The sequence below is a fragment of the Lacrimispora brassicae genome (assembly GCF_054772055.1).
Genome location: NZ_BRYH01000044.1, coordinates 146,090 through 164,004 on the forward strand (window position 1 = coordinate 146,090; position 17,915 = coordinate 164,004).

Here is a 17,915-nt window from a genome sequence, read left to right on the forward strand (position 1 = left end):
ACATGAGAAAGAAGCTGTTGGAAGGAATTAAGGTAGTGGAGCTGGCAACCTTTATTGCGGCTGCAGGCGCAGGACGTTTTCTTGCGGACTGCGGAGCAGATGTTATTAAAATCGAATCTGCCAAGGGAGATCCCTTAAGGCATACGGCACCATCGGAAGGAAGACCTTTGGACATGTATGAAAATACGACCTGGGACTTGGAAAATGGAAACAAGCGGTGCATCTCTCTTAATATGAAGGCGCCTGAGGGCAAAGAGGCATTTTTTAAGCTTCTGGAGGATGCAGATGTGCTGATTACCAACTGGAGGGTTCAGGCTCTGGAACGGGCGGGACTGGACTATGAAACATTAAAGGTGAAATATCCCAAGCTGGTTTATGCCATGGTGACCGGATATGGAGAATACGGCCCGGACAAAGATCTTCCGGGGTTTGATTTCACGGCGTTTTTCGCAAGGGGCGGCTATCTCCATTCCCTCCGCCAGAGGGGAACTGTTCCCATGAATGTGGTTCCGGGAGTGGGGGATCATAACGTGGCCATGAACCTTGCGGCAGGGATTCTTGCGGCATTGTACCATGCAAAAGAAACAGGACAGGGAGAGAAAGTAGAGACCAGCCTGTTTGAGACGGCTGTCTACAACATGGGTATGATGATCCAGGCAGCCAATTATGACGGCCCGGCCAGAGAATACCCCATTAACATCAGGGAGAGTGCCAACCCCTTTAATGCGGCATGGAGAACAAAGGATGACAGGTTCATTCAGACCTGTATGCCCGATTACAACACTTACTATAAGCAGTTCATGAAAGCCCTGGGAAGAGAGGATCTGTTGGAGAATGAGAATTACTTCCCCATCCAGAACCTTCAAACCAAAGGTCTGGGCACAGCGGTTTATGACATCTGTATGGAAGCAATGGAAAAGAAAACAGCCAGGGAATGGGTTCCTGTTTTAAAGGAACATGACATTGCATTCAGCGTGGCCCAGTCCTGGGAAGAGATCCTGGAAGATGAGCAGGCGTGGGCCAATGACTGCTTCTATAAAATGCAGTACGACAATGGAAATGAGCGGACACTGGTAAGGCCGCCGGTCAAGTTCCAGGAAATGGGCGTTCCGGAGTACAAGGGCGGCCCTCTGATCGGAGAGCAGGGACCGGAGATTCTGGAAGACTTAGGTTACAGCAAGGAGGAAATCAGGGAATTTCAGGAGAAGGGAATCCTTTATGTGTGGAAGGATGAGAGGAAAAACTAGGTAAATTTTCGGATAAATAAAGTTAGAAAAGGAAGGACATTAATTTGTTCTTCCTTTTTGCTGTATGACGGGTTGGAAAACTTGAGTACATCACGACTTATACCTGTTACGGTTTCAGCATAATGCCAATAAACATTTAGCCCTGTTAAGGGCCTTTTCCATTTCTTTTGCAGCAACTGCAAGAGCCTTAAAGATTGTGATAAATTAATTGATTTTCAATATGGAAATTTGCTATGATGAATACAGAAAAGTATTGTATAGATATTCGAAATCTGAAATGTTTTGGGGAACTAGTGAATTGCAGGAATTAAAGAAGGTGGGCATCATAAATATTTGACATTTATGCACTGCCCTGCCAGAGTTGTGGTTGAAAGGAGCATTATAGCATGAAAGATATAATATGCTTGACCGAACTGCTTAAGGTACCCAGTTTGTCAGGGTTGAAGGTAATCGCCGGTCATAATGGATTAATGAGAGAGATAAGTACCGTTACACTTTTGGACGCTCCGGATGGACCCAAATGGTTGAAAGGCGGAGAGTTTGTTCTGACTTCCGCTTATATTTTTGATAATAATTATGAATTGTTAGGAGAATATATTCTGGCACTGATCGAGAAGAATGCAAGTGGACTTGGCATTAAAACCGGAAGATTTTTAAATTTGATACCGGAAAGTGTTGTGGAAATTGCGACAAAAAATCAATTTCCTATTGTAAAGATCCCTTATCATCTGGTATGGACAGACGTCATCTCACCATTTTATAAGTTGAAGTTTGGGTCTCACAATCAGAAAAACCCTGTTGTAGTGGAACCGGACATGATTCTGCCGCTTTTTGAGGCAAGCAGGTGGGGCGGCAAACGTCTGTTGATTCAAATGACGGAGCTGTTTCAGATCCCGATTGCAGTATATAAGCAGGATAAGACATTGATTTTAAACAATGGGATCTGCGGAGTGGACCAGATCGGGCAGGCAGCCGAGAGTCTGCTGATATTTCCGGAAATAAGATCGTCGGAAAAGATTCAGGTCAATGATTTTATATGCTGCTTCTTTTGCCTCCCAATGTCTTATGATAATGAAAGAGAGTATCTGGCAGTTGCCTCTGAAAGAGAAGAAGACATTAAAGAGATTAAGAAACTGATCTCCTTGATTGAAAGCTTGAGCAGTAAAGATATTCTGGTTTTAAAAGAAAAATCAGATGCATATCGTGCTTTTCTCCACAAGGTGATTAGTGGCTCTGTTACGCCGAAAGAAGTAGAAGCTTTTGAAGAGAGTCGGATGGGTAAGAAGTCAAATTTGATTTATTCAGGTATTTTGATTTTTTCTTCTGAAAGTTTTCAGCAATTGTTTCGCCGTTTTAAAGAGGCTTTGGAGTTTTATCAAAAAGGCAGAGGATTTCGGATAGAAACTTATATGTATGAGTACCATGCCAGAAAGCAGGCGGTTGTTTTATGGGAAATCCACAGCTCTGAAAAGCTGAATCCCAATATCTGGGTAAGAGGGCTGATATCTGATCTGAGTATGCTGTTTCCGGAAGTTACAGATGAGGGAATCGGAATCAGCAGTATGGCTGAAACATTAAGAGATATTGTAGTGTTATATGAACAGGCTCAGCAGTCCCTTCGGCTGGGGGCACTGCTGTGGCCGGCTCAGCACTGCCATTTTTACCCGGATTATTCTATTTACGCGTTGCTGGATCCTAGCAGTCTGGGTCAGCTTCATTTTGATGACTGCCTTCTGCTGCTTGAAAATAAAAGTACAATGGTATTTCAACCCCTTGAAACGGCAGAGGTATATATTGAAAGCGGAAACTATAAAAAAGCGGCGGCGAAATTATATATTCATGAAAATACGCTGAGATACCGGATCAATAAAATAAATGAATTATTGCATATTAATCTGGAAAATCCGGTGGAAGGGTATCGCCTTCTTTCCAAGATCAAATTGTGGAAGATTTTAATGGATTGTGAAAAGTGTGACAAATAAAGTGGCTTATTGTTGATAAATATAAATAATGCATAAATTGGCAAGGACAAATATATGCATTATTTATATTTTTTTGTGTTTTTATGAAAAATTGGAGAAACTTACAAAGCATTTTGCCTTTTTTGGAAAAATCCATGATGAAAAAATATATGGATTACATTTATACTATTGTCACAGCGAACAATAATGGGGCTGACGTACTTGCCAACTCAGCCTCAATGTCAGGGGAACATGATGGGAGTATGTTATGGAATGTAAGGCAGTACAAGGAATTATATTTAATATTCAACGCTTTTCCATTCATGATGGTCCGGGGATCCGAACGCTGATATTCATGAAAGGATGTCCGCTGCGTTGCCGATGGTGTTCCAATCCGGAAGGTCTTACATCCGGTATATCAATTCATTCCAATATAAAATTATGTATCGGGTGTGGCTTGTGCAGCCAGGTTTGTAAATTTAGTGCAATATTCAAACAGGAGGATGGCACTTACCAAATTGATCGGGATAAATGCACGGGATGTCAGATGTGCACAAAGGTCTGCCCCAGCAATTCAAAGACAGTTTCTGGAGAAGTCAAATCCGTAGAAGAGATTTTCCGGATTGTGGAGAAAGACAGAAGTTTTTATAAACATTCCGGCGGAGGGATTACAGTGGGTGGCGGAGAGATGCTGGCTCAGCCGGAGTTTACTTTTGAAATCCTGAAACAATGCAGAGAGAATGGAATGGATACGGCAGTGGAAACAAGTGGATGTGGATCTCGTTCATGGCTGCTGAAAATTGCGGATCAATGCAATACCATTCACTTTGATCTTAAAGCAATGGATTGTGATTTACATAAGGAATTGACTGGTGTGGACAATGCCATAATTTTGAATAACTTAAAAGCGTTGTCAAAACATTTATGGAATAAAAAGGAAAAAGAACGGCCCCGGTTGATTATCCGCCTGCCCTTAATCAACGGGTATAACACTCATAAAGGGGAAATTCAAAAGGCGGCACATTTCATTTTATCAGAGTTGGACTATTATACGTTGACAGAGGTTCTGGCATTTCATAATTTTGGAGAGAAGAAATATCAGGAGCTTGGAATGACCTATGAATTTGCTGATTGTCCTAACAGTACAGCAGAAGATTTAAAAGAGCCGATTGCAATATTAAAAGAGGCCGGCTTAAGACTTAAGATCCCAAAATGGTAGAATTCCGATATTGAAAAAATTTTACTTATCGCAATCTAATCCATTTGAGAAATAGAAAATAATTTTTCAAAAAGGAGGAAATTCAGATGAGCAATCAACCAACAGAAAGAGTAAAAAGCCTGAGAGCGCGTTTTTTTACTTACAAGCCAAACGTAGATCCGGAAAGAGCGGTGATCTATGATAGGGTCTTTAAAAAATCAGATGAACTAAAAGATGACCCGATGATAGTAGCAAGAGCAAAAGCGTTTTCCGTATTTTTGAAAGAACGTACCATCTACATCGAAGAGGATCAGCTTTTTGCCGGTTCCTTTGGACGCAAGCCAAGAGCTTTTCCAATCTACCCGGAGAGTGTAGGAGATGATCTGGTAGGAGAATACAGAAAATTGACAACCCGTCCCATTGACCAGTTTGAATATTTGGAAGAAGACAGGCTGGTATTGGAAGAACTGCTGCCCAGATGGCATGATAACTCACTCAGGCAGGAAGTATTTCCCGGCATGAGCCCGGAAGAAAAGAATCTGTTCCTGATGAATCCTGAGACAAGTATCGTAGGAGGAACTAATATTTTCACTCTGGATGTTCCGTTATATGGTCCGGCTGGGCACATCACGCCTGACTGGCAGGCAATTATGGAGTATGGGTTCCAGGGAATGAAGGAAAGAGCTGAAAAACGTCTGGAGCAGGCAAGGGAAGAAAAAGATCAAAAAGGGATTGATTTCCTGACAGCGGCGATTATCTGCTGTGATGCAATTATTGCTTTTGCAAAGAGATATGCGGATCTGGCCGAAGAAATGGCAGCAAAGGAGACAAACGAAGCGCGTAAAGCAGAGTTGTCAATGATAGGGGAAACCTGCCGCAGAGTACCGGGACTGCCTCCAAGAACCTTCCATGAAGCATTACAGGCAATGTGGTTTGGTTTTGTGGGAATCCAGATGGAAGCTTTTCAGCGCTGCTTTAGTGCAGGCCGGCTGGACCAGTATGCATGGCCGTTTTTAGAGGCGGATTTAGGGGCCGGAAGAACTACTATGGAAAAAGCCCAGGAAGAGCTGGATGTTTTATGGATGAAGTTTCCAGAGACTAACTATATCAATTCTGAATATTATTCCTATATCGCATCGGGATTCCCGTCCCAGCAGCAGATTATCGTTGGAGGACAGACTCCGGAAGGCAAAGAGTCATCAAATCCGCTTAGCTATATGTGCATTGAAGCATCTATTCATACGTTACTTCATCAGCCAAGTATTTCTGTCCGCTTCTGTGAAGAGACACCGGATTCCCTGATTGAAAAGGCATGTGAGCTGGCTCGTTTAGGTACTGGTCATCCTTCCTTCTTCAATGACAGAAGATGTATTTCTGCTTTGGTACATAAAGGCATTTCACTGGAAGATGCAAGGGATTATTCCTCCGTAGGATGTGCAAGCGTACAGCCTACCAGAAAGGATAAAGGTTCCCATAACGCCGGCTATATTAATGTGGCAGCGGCATTAGAATTTGCCCTCCATGATGGTTACTGGAAAAAGGGAAATCGCCAGATGGGACTGAAGACTGGTGATGCAAGAGCCTTTACTTCGTTTGATCAGGTTATGGAAGCATTTGAAAAGCAAATGGGTTATCTGATCGAGGTTTATTCTAAGGCGGCGGTCAGAGTGGAAAAAGCACATCAGGACCTGGTACCTACCCCGTATCTCTCCTGTTTTGTACAGGATTGTATCGGCAATGCCAGAGACCGGAGCGACGGCGGCGCATTGATCAATTCCGGTATGACTCCAAGGGGAATTGGCCTGGCGGATGTGGCGGACTCTCTTGCTGCAATTAAGAAGCTGGTATTTGATGATAAGGTGCTGGAGATGGATACTTTGATCAGTGCTATTGAAGCGGATTTTAAAGGCTTTGAACCAGTTCGCCAGATGTTGATTAATAAAGCCCCTAAATATGGTAACGATGATGAACTGGCAGATCAGATGGCGGTAAAAGTAGTGAATATTTATTCTGATGAAACAGATAAACACAGAAGCTTGTTTGGCGGAAGATTCCATCCGGGTTTCAGTTCGGTTTCCTCTAATGTGCCATATGGTACGGCAATCCGTGCATTGCCTAATGGAAGAAAAGAATTTGAGCCGCTTGCGGACGGCTGTTCTCCAAGTCATGGTGTGGATGTATGCGGACCGACCTCGGTGGCTGTATCTTCCGGTAAGTTGAATCACGAAGGGATGAGTGGAGGTTCTATTCTGAATGTAAAGTTCAATCCGGATGCGGTTACAGGAGAAGAAGGACTTAAGAATTTTACTTCTTACGCAAAAGGAGCTCTGGAGGCAGGAGTATGGCATATGCAGTTTAATGTTGTAGATAAGGAAACCTTGCTTCAGGCACAGCAGAAACCGGAGGAATACCGGGATCTGATTGTTCGTGTAGCCGGTTACAGTGCATTCTTTACCGGTTTGAGCGACAGCCTTCAGGAAGATGTAATCGGGCGTACGGAACACGCAGCGGTGGCAGGCCGCATTTAAGACCTGTGCAGGCAGCGAAAAGCCGTACTGGAGTATGGAGGATGAGAGGGAATATGAATTTTACGGATATTTTATTTACTGTCAGCAATCATATAGCGACCATCACGTTAAACCGTCCTGAAGCTTATAACGCAATTTCAGATGCAATGCGGGAAAATCTCAGAGAAGCAGTGGATTATGTCAATGCTCCGGAAAATAATGTCCGTGTTGTAGTGATAACCGGAGCTGGAAAGGCTTTTTGCTCCGGAGGCGATATTAAGCTGATGAAGGAACGGATTGACTCTGATGTGTCTTTTGGAGAACGGCTGGAGACTTACAGGAAAGATGTTGCCGGAATGGTGAAATGCATTAAAAGTATCCGCCAGCCGGTGATCGCCCAGATCAATGGCGCTGCATTTGGAGCTGGCTGCAGCCTTGCAATGCTCTGTGATATCAGAATTGCTTCAGAGCAGGCAAAGTTTGGAATGCCGTTTGGTAAACGGGGACTGGTTCCTGATTGGGGAGCTACGTATTTTCTTCCGAGACTGGTGGGTAGATCAAAGGCAATTGAGCTGGCAGTTACCGGGCAGAGTTTTGATGCCGGTACAGCCCTAAAAATTGGTTTTGTAAATCAGGTGGTTCCGCCAGAGGAGCTCCAGGAATATACCATGAATTATTGCAGCCGGATATTGGAAAATGGGCCATATTCAGTGATGGCTGCTAAATCCGCCATGGATGCGGCTCTGACATCTGAACTGGATACTGCCCTGGAACAGGAGGCGCAAATCCAGAGTGCCTGCTATGGGTCGGATGACCATAGGGAGGGGGTAGAGTCTTTTCTGGAGAAGCGTCCGGCAAATTTTACCTTATGCCAATAAGCGCACTGCGCACGAAAAAAGAATGGCCGCCGGGTTCCGGCGCCATTCTTAAAAAATAAATTGACGGAAAAGGAGTATATGGTTTGAAAGAGATTGTTATTACTCATGGAGTTCGTACTCCTATAGGAAAATTCGGGGCATCATTAAGCAATGTTTCTGATTTAGAACTTGCGTCCCTTGTCATGGAAAATCTGGTAAAGGAAAGAGCAAAATTAAATCCTGAAGAAATTGATCATGTGATATTCGGAGAGGTGCGTCAAAGTTCAGAACCTTCCAATATTGCCAGAGCGGCGGCTCTTGCCTGTGAAATACCTGAGAAGGTGCCTGCATATACCGTTCACAGGCAATGTGGGTCAGGCTTGCAGGCCATTATGGATGCATATCAGTTACTTGTCTGTGGAGAAGCACATATTGTGGTTGCTGGCGGAGCGGAAAATATGAGTCAGTCTTCATATTTCATGAGAGGTACTGCATCCGGTCTTGGAACCGGAAATTATACAATTGAAGATTCTCTTGTGGCCGGTGGACCGGGATCCACTCCGGTACGTCTTTATGGAAATCTTCCAATGGGAGTTACGGCAGAAAATCTGGCAGAAACCTATGGCATATCCAGAGAGGCGCAGGATCATTTTGCTCAGAGAAGTCAGGAGCGGATGGCGAAGGCGATAGAGGAGGGCCGTTTTGATGAGCAGATTTTGCCGGTTGAATTAAAAACCAAGGATGGAACCCGTCTGTTCAGCAAAGATGAACATCCGTTTTTATCAACGTATGAAAAGATAAGTACCTTAAAGCCTGTGTTCAAAAAAGATGGTACGGTAACTGCGGCAAACTCCTCGGGACGAAATGATGGGGCAGCAGCGGTTCTGATTATGGAAAAAGAAGAGGCAAAACGTCTGGGATATCAGCCGCTTGCTGTAATCCGTGCAATTGGCTCCAGCGGCTGTGATCCAAGAATGATGGGACTTGGACCTGTAAGATCAACACAGATCGCGCTTCAAAAGGCGGGGCTGACAATCCGTGATCTGGATGTGATTGAATTAAATGAAGCATTTGCTGCTCAGTCAATTGCAGTGATAGAAGAGTGGAAAAAATGGGGCATTTCTGAAGAAGAGCTTATTGAAAAAATCAATCCCAACGGTGGGGCAATTGCCCATGGACATCCACTGGGGTGCACTGGCACAGCGTTAAGTGTGAAGTGCATGTATGAATTAAAACGAGTACATGAAAAGCGGTTCGGGCTGATTACTCTTTGCTGTGCGGGTGGATTAGGAGTTGCTGTGATACTGGAAAAGGCGGTATGACAAATCACAGTTCTGAAATGAATTGCCGCAAAAGCGGCAGAATGGAGGCTGAAGTGAAAAAGGTATATATTTCCGGTGCCATCCGGACACCTCTTGGTACTTATCAGGGAGCATTGGCCGGCTTCAGTGAACAGAAGCTGGCAGCTATGACTATGCTTGACTTAATAGAAAATGTAGATATTGATCCTATAAAAATTGATGAGATTATCATTGGAAATTCAAAACAAACCAGTACACCGTCCAATTTGGCAAGACATGCACAACTGGAAGCAGAGCTTCCGGTGGAAATTCCGGCCTTTACGGTACAGAGGCAGAGTGCATCCGGGCTTCAGGCTGTTATCAATGGTTATCTTGCGATCAGAAGTGAAAATGCGGATGTAATTCTTGCAGGCGGCAGTGAAAGCATGAGCCAGATTCCGTTGGAGATCAGAAAAGCGAGATTTGCTTTTGGGGCTGATACTGAAATCGTTTTTGACCCCATAGCAAACCAGCTTGCAGGTGCACAGCCGGCAGACCGCTATGGGAAGCTGAAGGCTTCTGATATTGCGGATGCTATTTCGGCTCAATACGGTATTACTGAGTCTGAAATAGAGACCTATCTGGATGACAGTTTTAAGAAGCGCATGCTGTCTAAGGCCAAGTTACATATTCTTCCGGTAGAAGTAAAAAAGAAAAAGGCAGTGGAGCTGATTACTGCAGATCAGCAGTATCAGGAAATTCCGTCAGTTGCAATGCCTGCTGATGGAGCAGCCATGTGTCTGCTGTGTTCAGAGAATGTGATCAAGGAGCAGGGGCTCCCGGTAAGGGGTGAAATTCTGGGAATTGCATTTGCAGCAGGCAGTCCTAAAGGAAGTGGCTTTATTGCAGATGAAGTGATTACCCGGGCTGTTGAAAAGGCTGGTCTTTCCTTAAGTGATATTGACTATTTTGAAATCAGTGAGTTTTCTGCTGCACAGATACTGGCAAATCGAAAGGTGCTGAAAAGTTTGGGAATGGGCACGAGAGAAATAGACCGGAAAGTAAATTCTGAAGGCGGCACGCTGATCAGCGGATTGTCCTGGGGAGCAGCAGGAGCGGTACTGCTGACGGATTTGCTTTACAAGCTCCAAGGGGATGGGAAGAAGTACGGAATGGTGATTGCTCCTGCGGAGGGCGGACAAACGCTTTCCATGGTGATAGAAGCGAAATATAAATAAGTAACCGGGAGGTATGATTTTGGAGGTCAAAAAAATATTTGTAGCTGGAGCTGGATTTATGGGAACCGGAATTGCCCAGGTTTCTTCAGCGGCTGGATATCAGGTGGTATTATGGGATACAAAAAAAGAGCTGGTAACGGCATCCCTGGAACGAATGGACCAGGCGCTTACCAATCGGATAACAAAAGGGAAACTGACACAGGAGGCAAAGGATGAACTGCTTTTAAGAATCAGTGTTTCAGAAGATTTAAATGATGCAAAGGACGCAGATCTTATTATTGAGGCGATTATTGAAGATGAAGCGATAAAATGTGATGTATTTAAGAAACTGGATGCAATATGCCCACAGCACACTGTTTTCGCAAGCAATACCTCTGCATTACCAATCAGCAATCTGGCCAATGCAACCAAGAGAGAGGCTCAGTTTATTGGATTGCATTTTTTTAGTCCGGTTCCTGTTATGAGGCTGGTGGAAATTGTGAGAGGGTTAAAAACCTCATCAGAAACCAGTGAAACAGCAAAAGCATATATTGCAAGCCTCGGTAAAGCGGGGGTTCTGGTAAAAGATGCTCCGGGATTTTTAGTAAACCGGATCATGCATGCTTTCAGACAGGAAGTTCTGACATGCCTGGAGGAGGGGGTGGCGTCCATAGAAGACATCGATACAGCCGTAAAGCTTGGTCTTGGCCATCCAATGGGACCTTTTGAATTAAATGATTTTGCAGGTCTGGATATAGGTGCGGCAACAATTCAGACACTTTATGAGAATTTTAAAGATCCAAAGTGGAGACCGAATCTTACGATGAAAAAACTTGTGGCAGCAGGAGATCTGGGCCGTAAGACAGGGAAAGGCTGGTACGATTATACTGGCGGTGAGAAGAGACCAAGAACAGATATCAACCTGTAGCGGAGAGTCTCCGTCATATCCGTCCAGGTAAAATGAGGAGTAGAGAGATGACATATAGAGATAAGACTTATTCAACGATGAAACTGACTTTTGAAGAAGAAACCGCAATTGTAAAATTTGACCGTCCTGAGGCCATGAATGCAGCTAATGTGGAGATGAGCTACGAGCGTGTGGAAATTTACAGACATCTGTCTGAGGATGATTCTGTGAAAGTAATTATAATCACTGGCGGAGATAAGGTTTACTGTGCTGGCGGAGATTTGGCTGCATTTTCTAAATTTAGCCGCTCTGAGGCCCAAGAGTTTATCAATCGAGGTATAGAATATCAAAAGTTATTAATGGATATGCCAAAGCCCACCATTGCGGCCATAGCAGGATATGCTTACGGCGGCGGCATGGAAAATGTCTTACTCTGTGATTTACGTATTGCTGCGGATAATGCAAAGTTCGCATTGCCGGAGACCGGGGTGGGGATTTTTCCGGGAGGAGGGGCAACCCAGAGGCTTGTGCAGAATATTTCCATTGCTAAAGCAAAAGAAATGATCTTTTTTGGAAAGCCCATTGAGGCACAGGAAGCATGCCGCCTTGGTATTATTAATAAGGTGGTGGAGCCGGAACAGCTTATGAAGGAAGCAAGAGCATGGGCGAAACGCCTGCAGAGACTGTCTTCACTTTCCCTGCGGGCAGCGAAAAAAGCGATTAACAATGCTTGGAATCATGGTATTTACGATGGAATGCAGCAGGAGGCAGATCTATGGGCAGAGCTTTTTGATTCTCACGACCAGAAGGAAGGAATGAATGCGTTCTTAGAAAAAAGATATCCGGAATTTAAAGGGAATTAAATAGAAACTCAAATGATAGTTGGCTGATATCAGATGATGCATTTTATTGAAAGCTGACAATTGATCAGATGATGCATCTTATTGAAAGCTGACAATTGATCAGAAGAGGAAACGTACGATAACAAATGTGTAGAAAGGGGCTTTTATGAATCCAACAACCGGTATTATATTAGGCATACTTATCGCTTTTAGTGCCATGAGTGCCATTGGGGTATATACAGCTAGAAAGATTAAAAATTCAGAAGATTTTACCGTTGCAGGTAATAGTTCTACGGCAATTATGGTTGCAGGTGCAATTGTAGGAAGCTGCGTTGGCGCAGGAGGTACCATAGGTACGGCAGAAGCAGCATTTAAAAGAGGAATCAGTGGTTGGTGGCAGACACTGGGCTTATCGGTAGGGTGTTTGATTCTGGGACTGGTGCTTTCCCAGGCCATATATAAAACAAAAGTGGAAACAGTTCCTCAACTGCTGGAGAAAAAATTCGGACCATATATCAGACCTGTGACAGCAATTTTTAGTGCCATTGCCATATTTTTTTCGATTTTATCACAGACAAAAGGATTTTTACCTTTGTTAACTTCTTTTATTCCCGTACCTGTTGCATTGGCAGCGGTGATTTGTGTGGTTTTAATATTATTATTTGTATTATTTGGAGGGATATTTGCAACCAGTCTTGGAGGATTGCTGAAGATCGCTTTGATTCTGGGTTCATTAATTCTAAGCGGAATCATCGCTGTTTCCGCATTGGGGGGGATTTCGGGGATTCGGTCTTCTTTTGATTCTTCCTATTTTAACATGTTTCCCAATGGAGTAAGCAAGGGCTATGCGACCGGTTTAGGGCTTGCGCTGGGAGTACTTGTAACTCAGGTATATGTGCAGGCGGTACTTTCTGCCAAGGATGCCAAGGCAGCCAGAAATGGAGCGGTACTGGCGGCAATCTTTACCTGCCCGGTTGGTTTGTTCGGAGTAGCAGTAGGACTTTATATGAACAGGTTCTTCCCTGATATTCAGGCATCTCAGGCATTCCCATTATTTATGACAAATAACTTCCACCCGGTTATTGCGGGGATCTTTATCGGGGGGCTGATGCTGGCAGCTTTGGGCAGCAACGCAGGTCTGACATTTGGAGTATCTACCATGCTAAGCCGGGATGTTTATAAAAAAATACGTAAAAGTACAACTGATAAGGAAATGCTGGTGGTTTTAAGAGTGTTAATCATCATTGTTGCGTCTTTGTCAGGTGTTTTTGCTATTACCAGTCTTGGCGAAATGATTCAGACATTTGTATTTCTTTCCTTTGGATTACGTACTTGTGTATTCTTAGTGCCTATGATGTTTGCTTTATTCTATAAGGGGAAGATGACACCGGCAGCCGGAATGGCATCGGTTCTGATAGGCCCGCTTATTAATATTATCTGGAATCTGATACCATCATTGAAAGCCGCATTTGATCCGATTTATGCAGGTCTAACCGGAGGTTTGGCAGCATTTATCATCGTGAATGCATTGACTGCTTCTAAAATACAGGAAAATGTTTCGCAGCCATCAAATAGTTAATTCGGCTGCGGGTGCCGGGGCTGTTTTGGCTTAAGCTGGTATATCGTCCGGTTATCCTCAGGAGGATATACCGGTTCCCGGCAGATATAATTGAAGCTCTAAAGGAGGAATAATCATGAGTACAGCTTTGGAAGGCATAAAAGTAGTTGAACTTTCACATGTGATATCGGGATCCTACTGTGGGATGCTTCTGGGAGATATGGGAGCATCTATCATAAAAATAGAACGTCCCGGTTCGGGTGAATTTTATCGTGACGAAGCTTTGAAAAATAAAGAAGGAGTCAGTCTTGTATTTCCTGCCTATAACAGGAATAAAAAAGGCATTACCTTAAATATAAAAGATCCGAAAGCAAAAGAAATTCTTCATAAATTGATCAAAGATTGTGATGTTTTTATAGAAAATTACCGTCCTGGTCTGTTGAAAAAAATGGGGTTTGGTTATGATGATTTAAAAAAGGTCAATCCGAAGCTTATTATGGTTTCCATTTCGGGATTTGGACAAAACGGACCTTATGCGATGAAACCGGCATATGATATGACCATAGCGGCTGTCAGCGGATTCATGTCTGTCAATGGACCGGAAGGGGTTCCAATGAAAAGCGGTCCTGCAATTTCAGATTTTTTATCAGGAATTTATGGTGCGCTGGGAGCTATGGCCGCTTTAAGAAATTGTGAGAGAACAGGAGAGGGGCAGTACGTTGATATTTCTATGATGGAATCTTCCATGTCTATTCTGGATGCTTTTTTTGCCCAGGAGCGGTTTTCTGAAATTAAACCTGTAAGTATGGGAAACCGCAGAGCCAACTATGCCCCTGTAAATTCATTCCAGGTAAAAGACGGACATGTTTATGTTGCTGCATCTTTGCAGAAACACTGGGAGGCATTAACCGGGCTGATGGACCGAAAGGATTTATATGAGGATCCCAGGTATGACACTGCTTCTAACAGAAAGAAGCATGAAGAAGAGCTGGAGGATATTGTTCAGGCATGGGCCATTCAGTATGATTCAAAGGGGCTTATTGCACTTTTGGACGAGAGAGGAATTCCATGTTCACCAGTACAGACACTCAGTCAGGTGCTGAATGATCCTCATGTGGCTGCAAGAAACTCAATGATAGAGTTTGAATATCCGGGAGTTGGAAATTATCCGGTAGCTGCCTTTGCCCCAAAGTTTTCTACAATGACTGTGCCGGTGCAGCGTGCGCCGCTTTTAGGAGAGCATAACAAAGAAGTATATGTGAATGGGCTTGGATATAAGGAGACGGAGTTGGAAGAGATGCAAAAAAACCATACCATTTAAATGGGGAGAAATGGATCATGACCGCTGCTTATGGAAGTATTCTGATATTACTGATTGCAATCTATTTTTACATTACGGAGCTTGTACCCATTGCGGTTACGGCCATGGGATCATGCCTGCTGCTGGCACTTTTTGGGTTTGCAAAGGCTTCTGATGTATGGGCTGGAATTTCCAGTGATACAACATTGTTTGTGGGAGGCATGATTGCAATTATTACGGCTGTGATTGAGACCGGTGCGGCGAAAGCACTGTGCGCCTGGTTTCTTCGTATAGCCGGTGGTCATATACGCACGGCTGCTTTTATGATGATACCTTTGGTGACACTGTTATCGGGATTTATGAATAATTCAGCAGCCGTAGCAATCACCTTGCCGGTGCTGGCAGGCATCATTGCATCGGACGGAGAACTTCATGAAAAGCACTGGTTTATGCCTTTGGCTGTTGGATCAAACGTGGGAGGAATGATCACTGTAATTGGTACCACCTCCCAGATAGTAATACAAAATGCATTGTTGGAAAACAATTTAAAACCATTTGGTTTTTTTGAATTTGCATGGGTAGGAATCCCTATGTGCATCACCTTTTTTATCTATTTTAAATTATTTGGAAAATACTTAAACCGAAAGATCTGGCCTGATGTAAAAGAGCATTCGGAGTTTATGAAGGAAATCATGAAAGAAAGCAATGGGTCCGGTGAAGATAGATTTACAAAAGAGCAGAAAGAAAAACAGATTTTATCCATATGTATTATGATTGGTACTATTATGTGTATCATTATGACAGATAAGGTATCAAATGGTACGTTTGCAATGTTTGGAACTTTACTTGTTATTGTGACAGGCTGTATTTCCATTGATGAAATGTACCGGAAATTTGACTGGACTACGATTTTTGTGTTGTCTGGTGGAATTGGTTTTGCCAGTGGGCTTGATAAAAGCGGCGGCGGAAGGCTGATTGCTGATTTGATTGCAAGCATATTTGGATCATCTCTGACTCCTATGCACGTTTTTACAATGTTTGTTTTAACAGGAGCATTGCTCACCATATTTATGTCCAATACTGCGGTTGCAGCGATGCTTACTCCCATAGCGCTGGCCTTTACCCAGATAATAGAATTTAATATTGCTCCTGTTCTTATGGGGATCTGCATGGCAACAAACTGCGCATTTCTTACCCCTCTTGCTACCCCGTCCATGACCATGATATTAGGTCCCGGAGGGTATAAATTTATGGATTATGTGAAATATTGTATTCTGTTCAATATCATTGCCGTAACATTGTTATTTCTTATTATTCCAAGGGTATGGCCTTTATAAAAAATAGTGACGAAAAAATAAGCCGGGAATTGATTTGACAGAGTTTAAAAAGTCATGTGGTCTGACTCATTGTGCCGGACCACATGAATCCTTTTTATCACCATCTTGCCGAAGAGATTGTCAGGTATGCCTTTCTCAACAATTACTCTGTATTTCAGTGCTGTACCGGTGACGATATACAGGGCCTTGTGTTATTGGCGAAAGGAGAAGCCTGTAGGAATACTTGTAAAAATCCGGATCGCTTATTTTACCGGTAATTAATATCGGAAACCCATTTCACTCTGAGAATCAGGATGGTTGTAATGATGGCGGCCATGTAATTGGAAAACAGGTTGCCCCAGAATACCGAATAAAAGCTTAGAAAGTGCTCTGTTGCAAGTATAAATATGTACCGCAACAGCCACACCCGCAGCAGGCTGATGAAGAGGGTGATCCGGGTTTTCCCCAGCCCGATAAAAGCTCCCTGCTGGACCATGCAGATGCCGAAGCCCACCACGGAATATGTATAAATATGAAGCGCCTGGTTCGCAACGGCAAGGACAGAAGCATCTCTGGTAAATAACACCGTAAGCCTTGATGATAGAGGCACCACAAGGGCAATCAAAAGGGCAGCAGTGATGGCGCTTATGACGCAGCCGGCAAAACAGGCTTTTTTCGCCTTGTCCGGCTGTTTTGCTCCTACATTCATGCTGACCATGGTGGTGACGGCGGAACCAAAGGAAGAGGGAAGTATGAAGCAGATGGAGGTAATATTATTGGCAATTCCCTGGCCATTTAAGATAGTGGATCCGTATTTTTCCACTTCATTGTTGATGAGGAAGAATCCCAGGTTGAGCATCAGGCTGGACAGCATGGCAGGAAAGCCTATGCGCAAAAGGGTGTTGATGATGCTCCAGTCAAACCGGAAGCCGGTAAGGATAAAGCGTTCTCCTGTTTCTTTTAAAAATAATTCATAATACATCCACAGAGTAATTAAAAAGTTGGATGCCAGGGAAGCCATAACGGAACCCACAAGACCCCAATGGAAAACCACAATAAAGAGGGCGCTGAAAATGATTTTTAAAATCAGCATGATCACCATGCGGACAAATGTATCCTCCGGCTTACCATTGGCATTCTTTATGGAATTATAAATAGATTCCATGAAAGAAAATGGCGTCACACAGGCGCTCAATGCAAGATAGAGAAAGACATCGTGGGAAATCTCCTTATTTACATGGGCAGATATGGGAAAGGCAAGGGCAATCAGCAAAGGCGCCAGGAGAAAGCCCAGCAAAAAAGTGAAAACGATGATTTGTAAGGAAATCTTCCGGCTGTGATTAAAGTCGCCGTTCCCATTGGACTGGCCGATGATGGCCATTCCGGCCACACTCACTCCCTGAGCCAGGGCGGAAACCATATTTACAATGGGGGTACAATAAGTGACGGCGCTGGCCGCCTGGGTTCCTACGAGATTGTTAAGAAACAGACCGTCAATGACCGGTATGGCGGATTGGATAAGACCCATCATAAGGGTGGGAACGGAAAGAAATAATATAGTTGAGAAGACGGAGCCCTTAAGAATTAAATCCCGTCTCTGCTCGGTGCTTTGTTTTAAAAAATTTGATTGCATGGTCGATCCACCTGATTATTAGATTTGCGGTAGAGAATTTCGGTCAGTACCGTACAATCTTTAACTATACGCTTGGGGAAATTGAAAGTCAA

The 17,915-nt window shown here is 43.7% G+C and carries 13 protein-coding genes; 12 read left to right on the forward strand and 1 reads right to left on the reverse strand.

All coding sequences use genetic code 11. From position 1 onward, the window contains the following. Window positions 1-2: 2 nt before the first annotated feature. The 12 genes from ACYVD3_RS20335 (at window position 3) to ACYVD3_RS20390 (ending at window position 16,211) form a co-directional block, all read left to right on the forward strand. Window positions 3-1,247 carry a CaiB/BaiF CoA transferase family protein gene (locus ACYVD3_RS20335; RefSeq protein WP_460644317.1) on the forward strand — a complete coding sequence of 415 codons (1,245 nt, stop codon included), beginning with the start codon at window positions 3-5 and terminating at the stop codon, window positions 1,245-1,247. 386 nt (window positions 1,248-1,633) lie between these two features. Then, window positions 1,634-3,229, forward strand: a complete 1,596-nt coding sequence (locus ACYVD3_RS20340) for a PucR family transcriptional regulator (RefSeq protein ID WP_460644318.1) — start codon at window positions 1,634-1,636, stop codon at window positions 3,227-3,229. Between the two features lie 247 nt (window positions 3,230-3,476). Beyond that, window positions 3,477-4,427, forward strand: coding sequence for a glycyl-radical enzyme activating protein (locus tag ACYVD3_RS20345; protein ID WP_460644319.1), 951 nt, complete (start codon window positions 3,477-3,479; stop codon window positions 4,425-4,427). Window positions 4,428-4,513: 86 nt separating this feature from the next. Continuing rightward, window positions 4,514-6,934: a glycyl radical protein gene (locus ACYVD3_RS20350; RefSeq protein WP_460644320.1), complete on the forward strand. Its 2,421-nt coding sequence runs from the start codon at window positions 4,514-4,516 to the stop codon at window positions 6,932-6,934. Between the two features lie 53 nt (window positions 6,935-6,987). Continuing rightward, window positions 6,988-7,791, forward strand: coding sequence for an enoyl-CoA hydratase/isomerase family protein (locus ACYVD3_RS20355; protein ID WP_460644321.1), 804 nt, complete (start codon window positions 6,988-6,990; stop codon window positions 7,789-7,791). A gap of 83 nt (window positions 7,792-7,874) precedes the next feature. Beyond that, window positions 7,875-9,092 carry a thiolase family protein gene (locus ACYVD3_RS20360; protein ID WP_460644322.1) on the forward strand — a complete coding sequence of 406 codons (1,218 nt, stop codon included), beginning with the start codon at window positions 7,875-7,877 and terminating at the stop codon, window positions 9,090-9,092. Window positions 9,093-9,145: 53 nt separating this feature from the next. Further along, a complete protein-coding gene (locus ACYVD3_RS20365) occupies window positions 9,146-10,288 on the forward strand; it encodes a thiolase family protein (protein WP_460644323.1) in 1,143 nt (380 codons plus the stop codon). A gap of 19 nt (window positions 10,289-10,307) precedes the next feature. After that, window positions 10,308-11,195 (forward strand): 3-hydroxyacyl-CoA dehydrogenase family protein, encoded by an 888-nt coding sequence (locus ACYVD3_RS20370; RefSeq protein WP_460644324.1) that lies wholly within the window; start codon window positions 10,308-10,310, stop codon window positions 11,193-11,195. Window positions 11,196-11,242: 47 nt separating this feature from the next. Further along, window positions 11,243-12,037 carry an enoyl-CoA hydratase/isomerase family protein gene (locus tag ACYVD3_RS20375; RefSeq protein ID WP_460644325.1) on the forward strand — a complete coding sequence of 265 codons (795 nt, stop codon included), beginning with the start codon at window positions 11,243-11,245 and terminating at the stop codon, window positions 12,035-12,037. Window positions 12,038-12,182: 145 nt separating this feature from the next. After that, the gene (locus ACYVD3_RS20380; protein ID WP_460644326.1) at window positions 12,183-13,595 is read left to right on the forward strand and encodes a sodium:solute symporter family protein; all 1,413 of its coding nucleotides are present in this window, start codon (window positions 12,183-12,185) and stop codon (window positions 13,593-13,595) included. Between the two features lie 115 nt (window positions 13,596-13,710). Further along, window positions 13,711-14,895, forward strand: coding sequence for a CaiB/BaiF CoA transferase family protein (locus ACYVD3_RS20385; RefSeq protein WP_460644327.1), 1,185 nt, complete (start codon window positions 13,711-13,713; stop codon window positions 14,893-14,895). 17 nt (window positions 14,896-14,912) lie between these two features. Continuing rightward, on the forward strand, window positions 14,913-16,211 hold the full coding sequence (locus tag ACYVD3_RS20390) for an SLC13 family permease (protein ID WP_460644328.1): 1,299 nt from the start codon (window positions 14,913-14,915) through the stop codon (window positions 16,209-16,211). A 247-nt stretch (window positions 16,212-16,458) separates the two neighbouring features. Here ACYVD3_RS20390 and ACYVD3_RS20395 read toward each other — a convergent pair whose 3' ends face one another. Continuing rightward, window positions 16,459-17,823, reverse strand: a complete 1,365-nt coding sequence (locus ACYVD3_RS20395) for an MATE family efflux transporter (RefSeq protein ID WP_460644329.1) — start codon at window positions 17,821-17,823, stop codon at window positions 16,459-16,461. Between the last annotated feature and the right edge of the window lie 92 nt (window positions 17,824-17,915).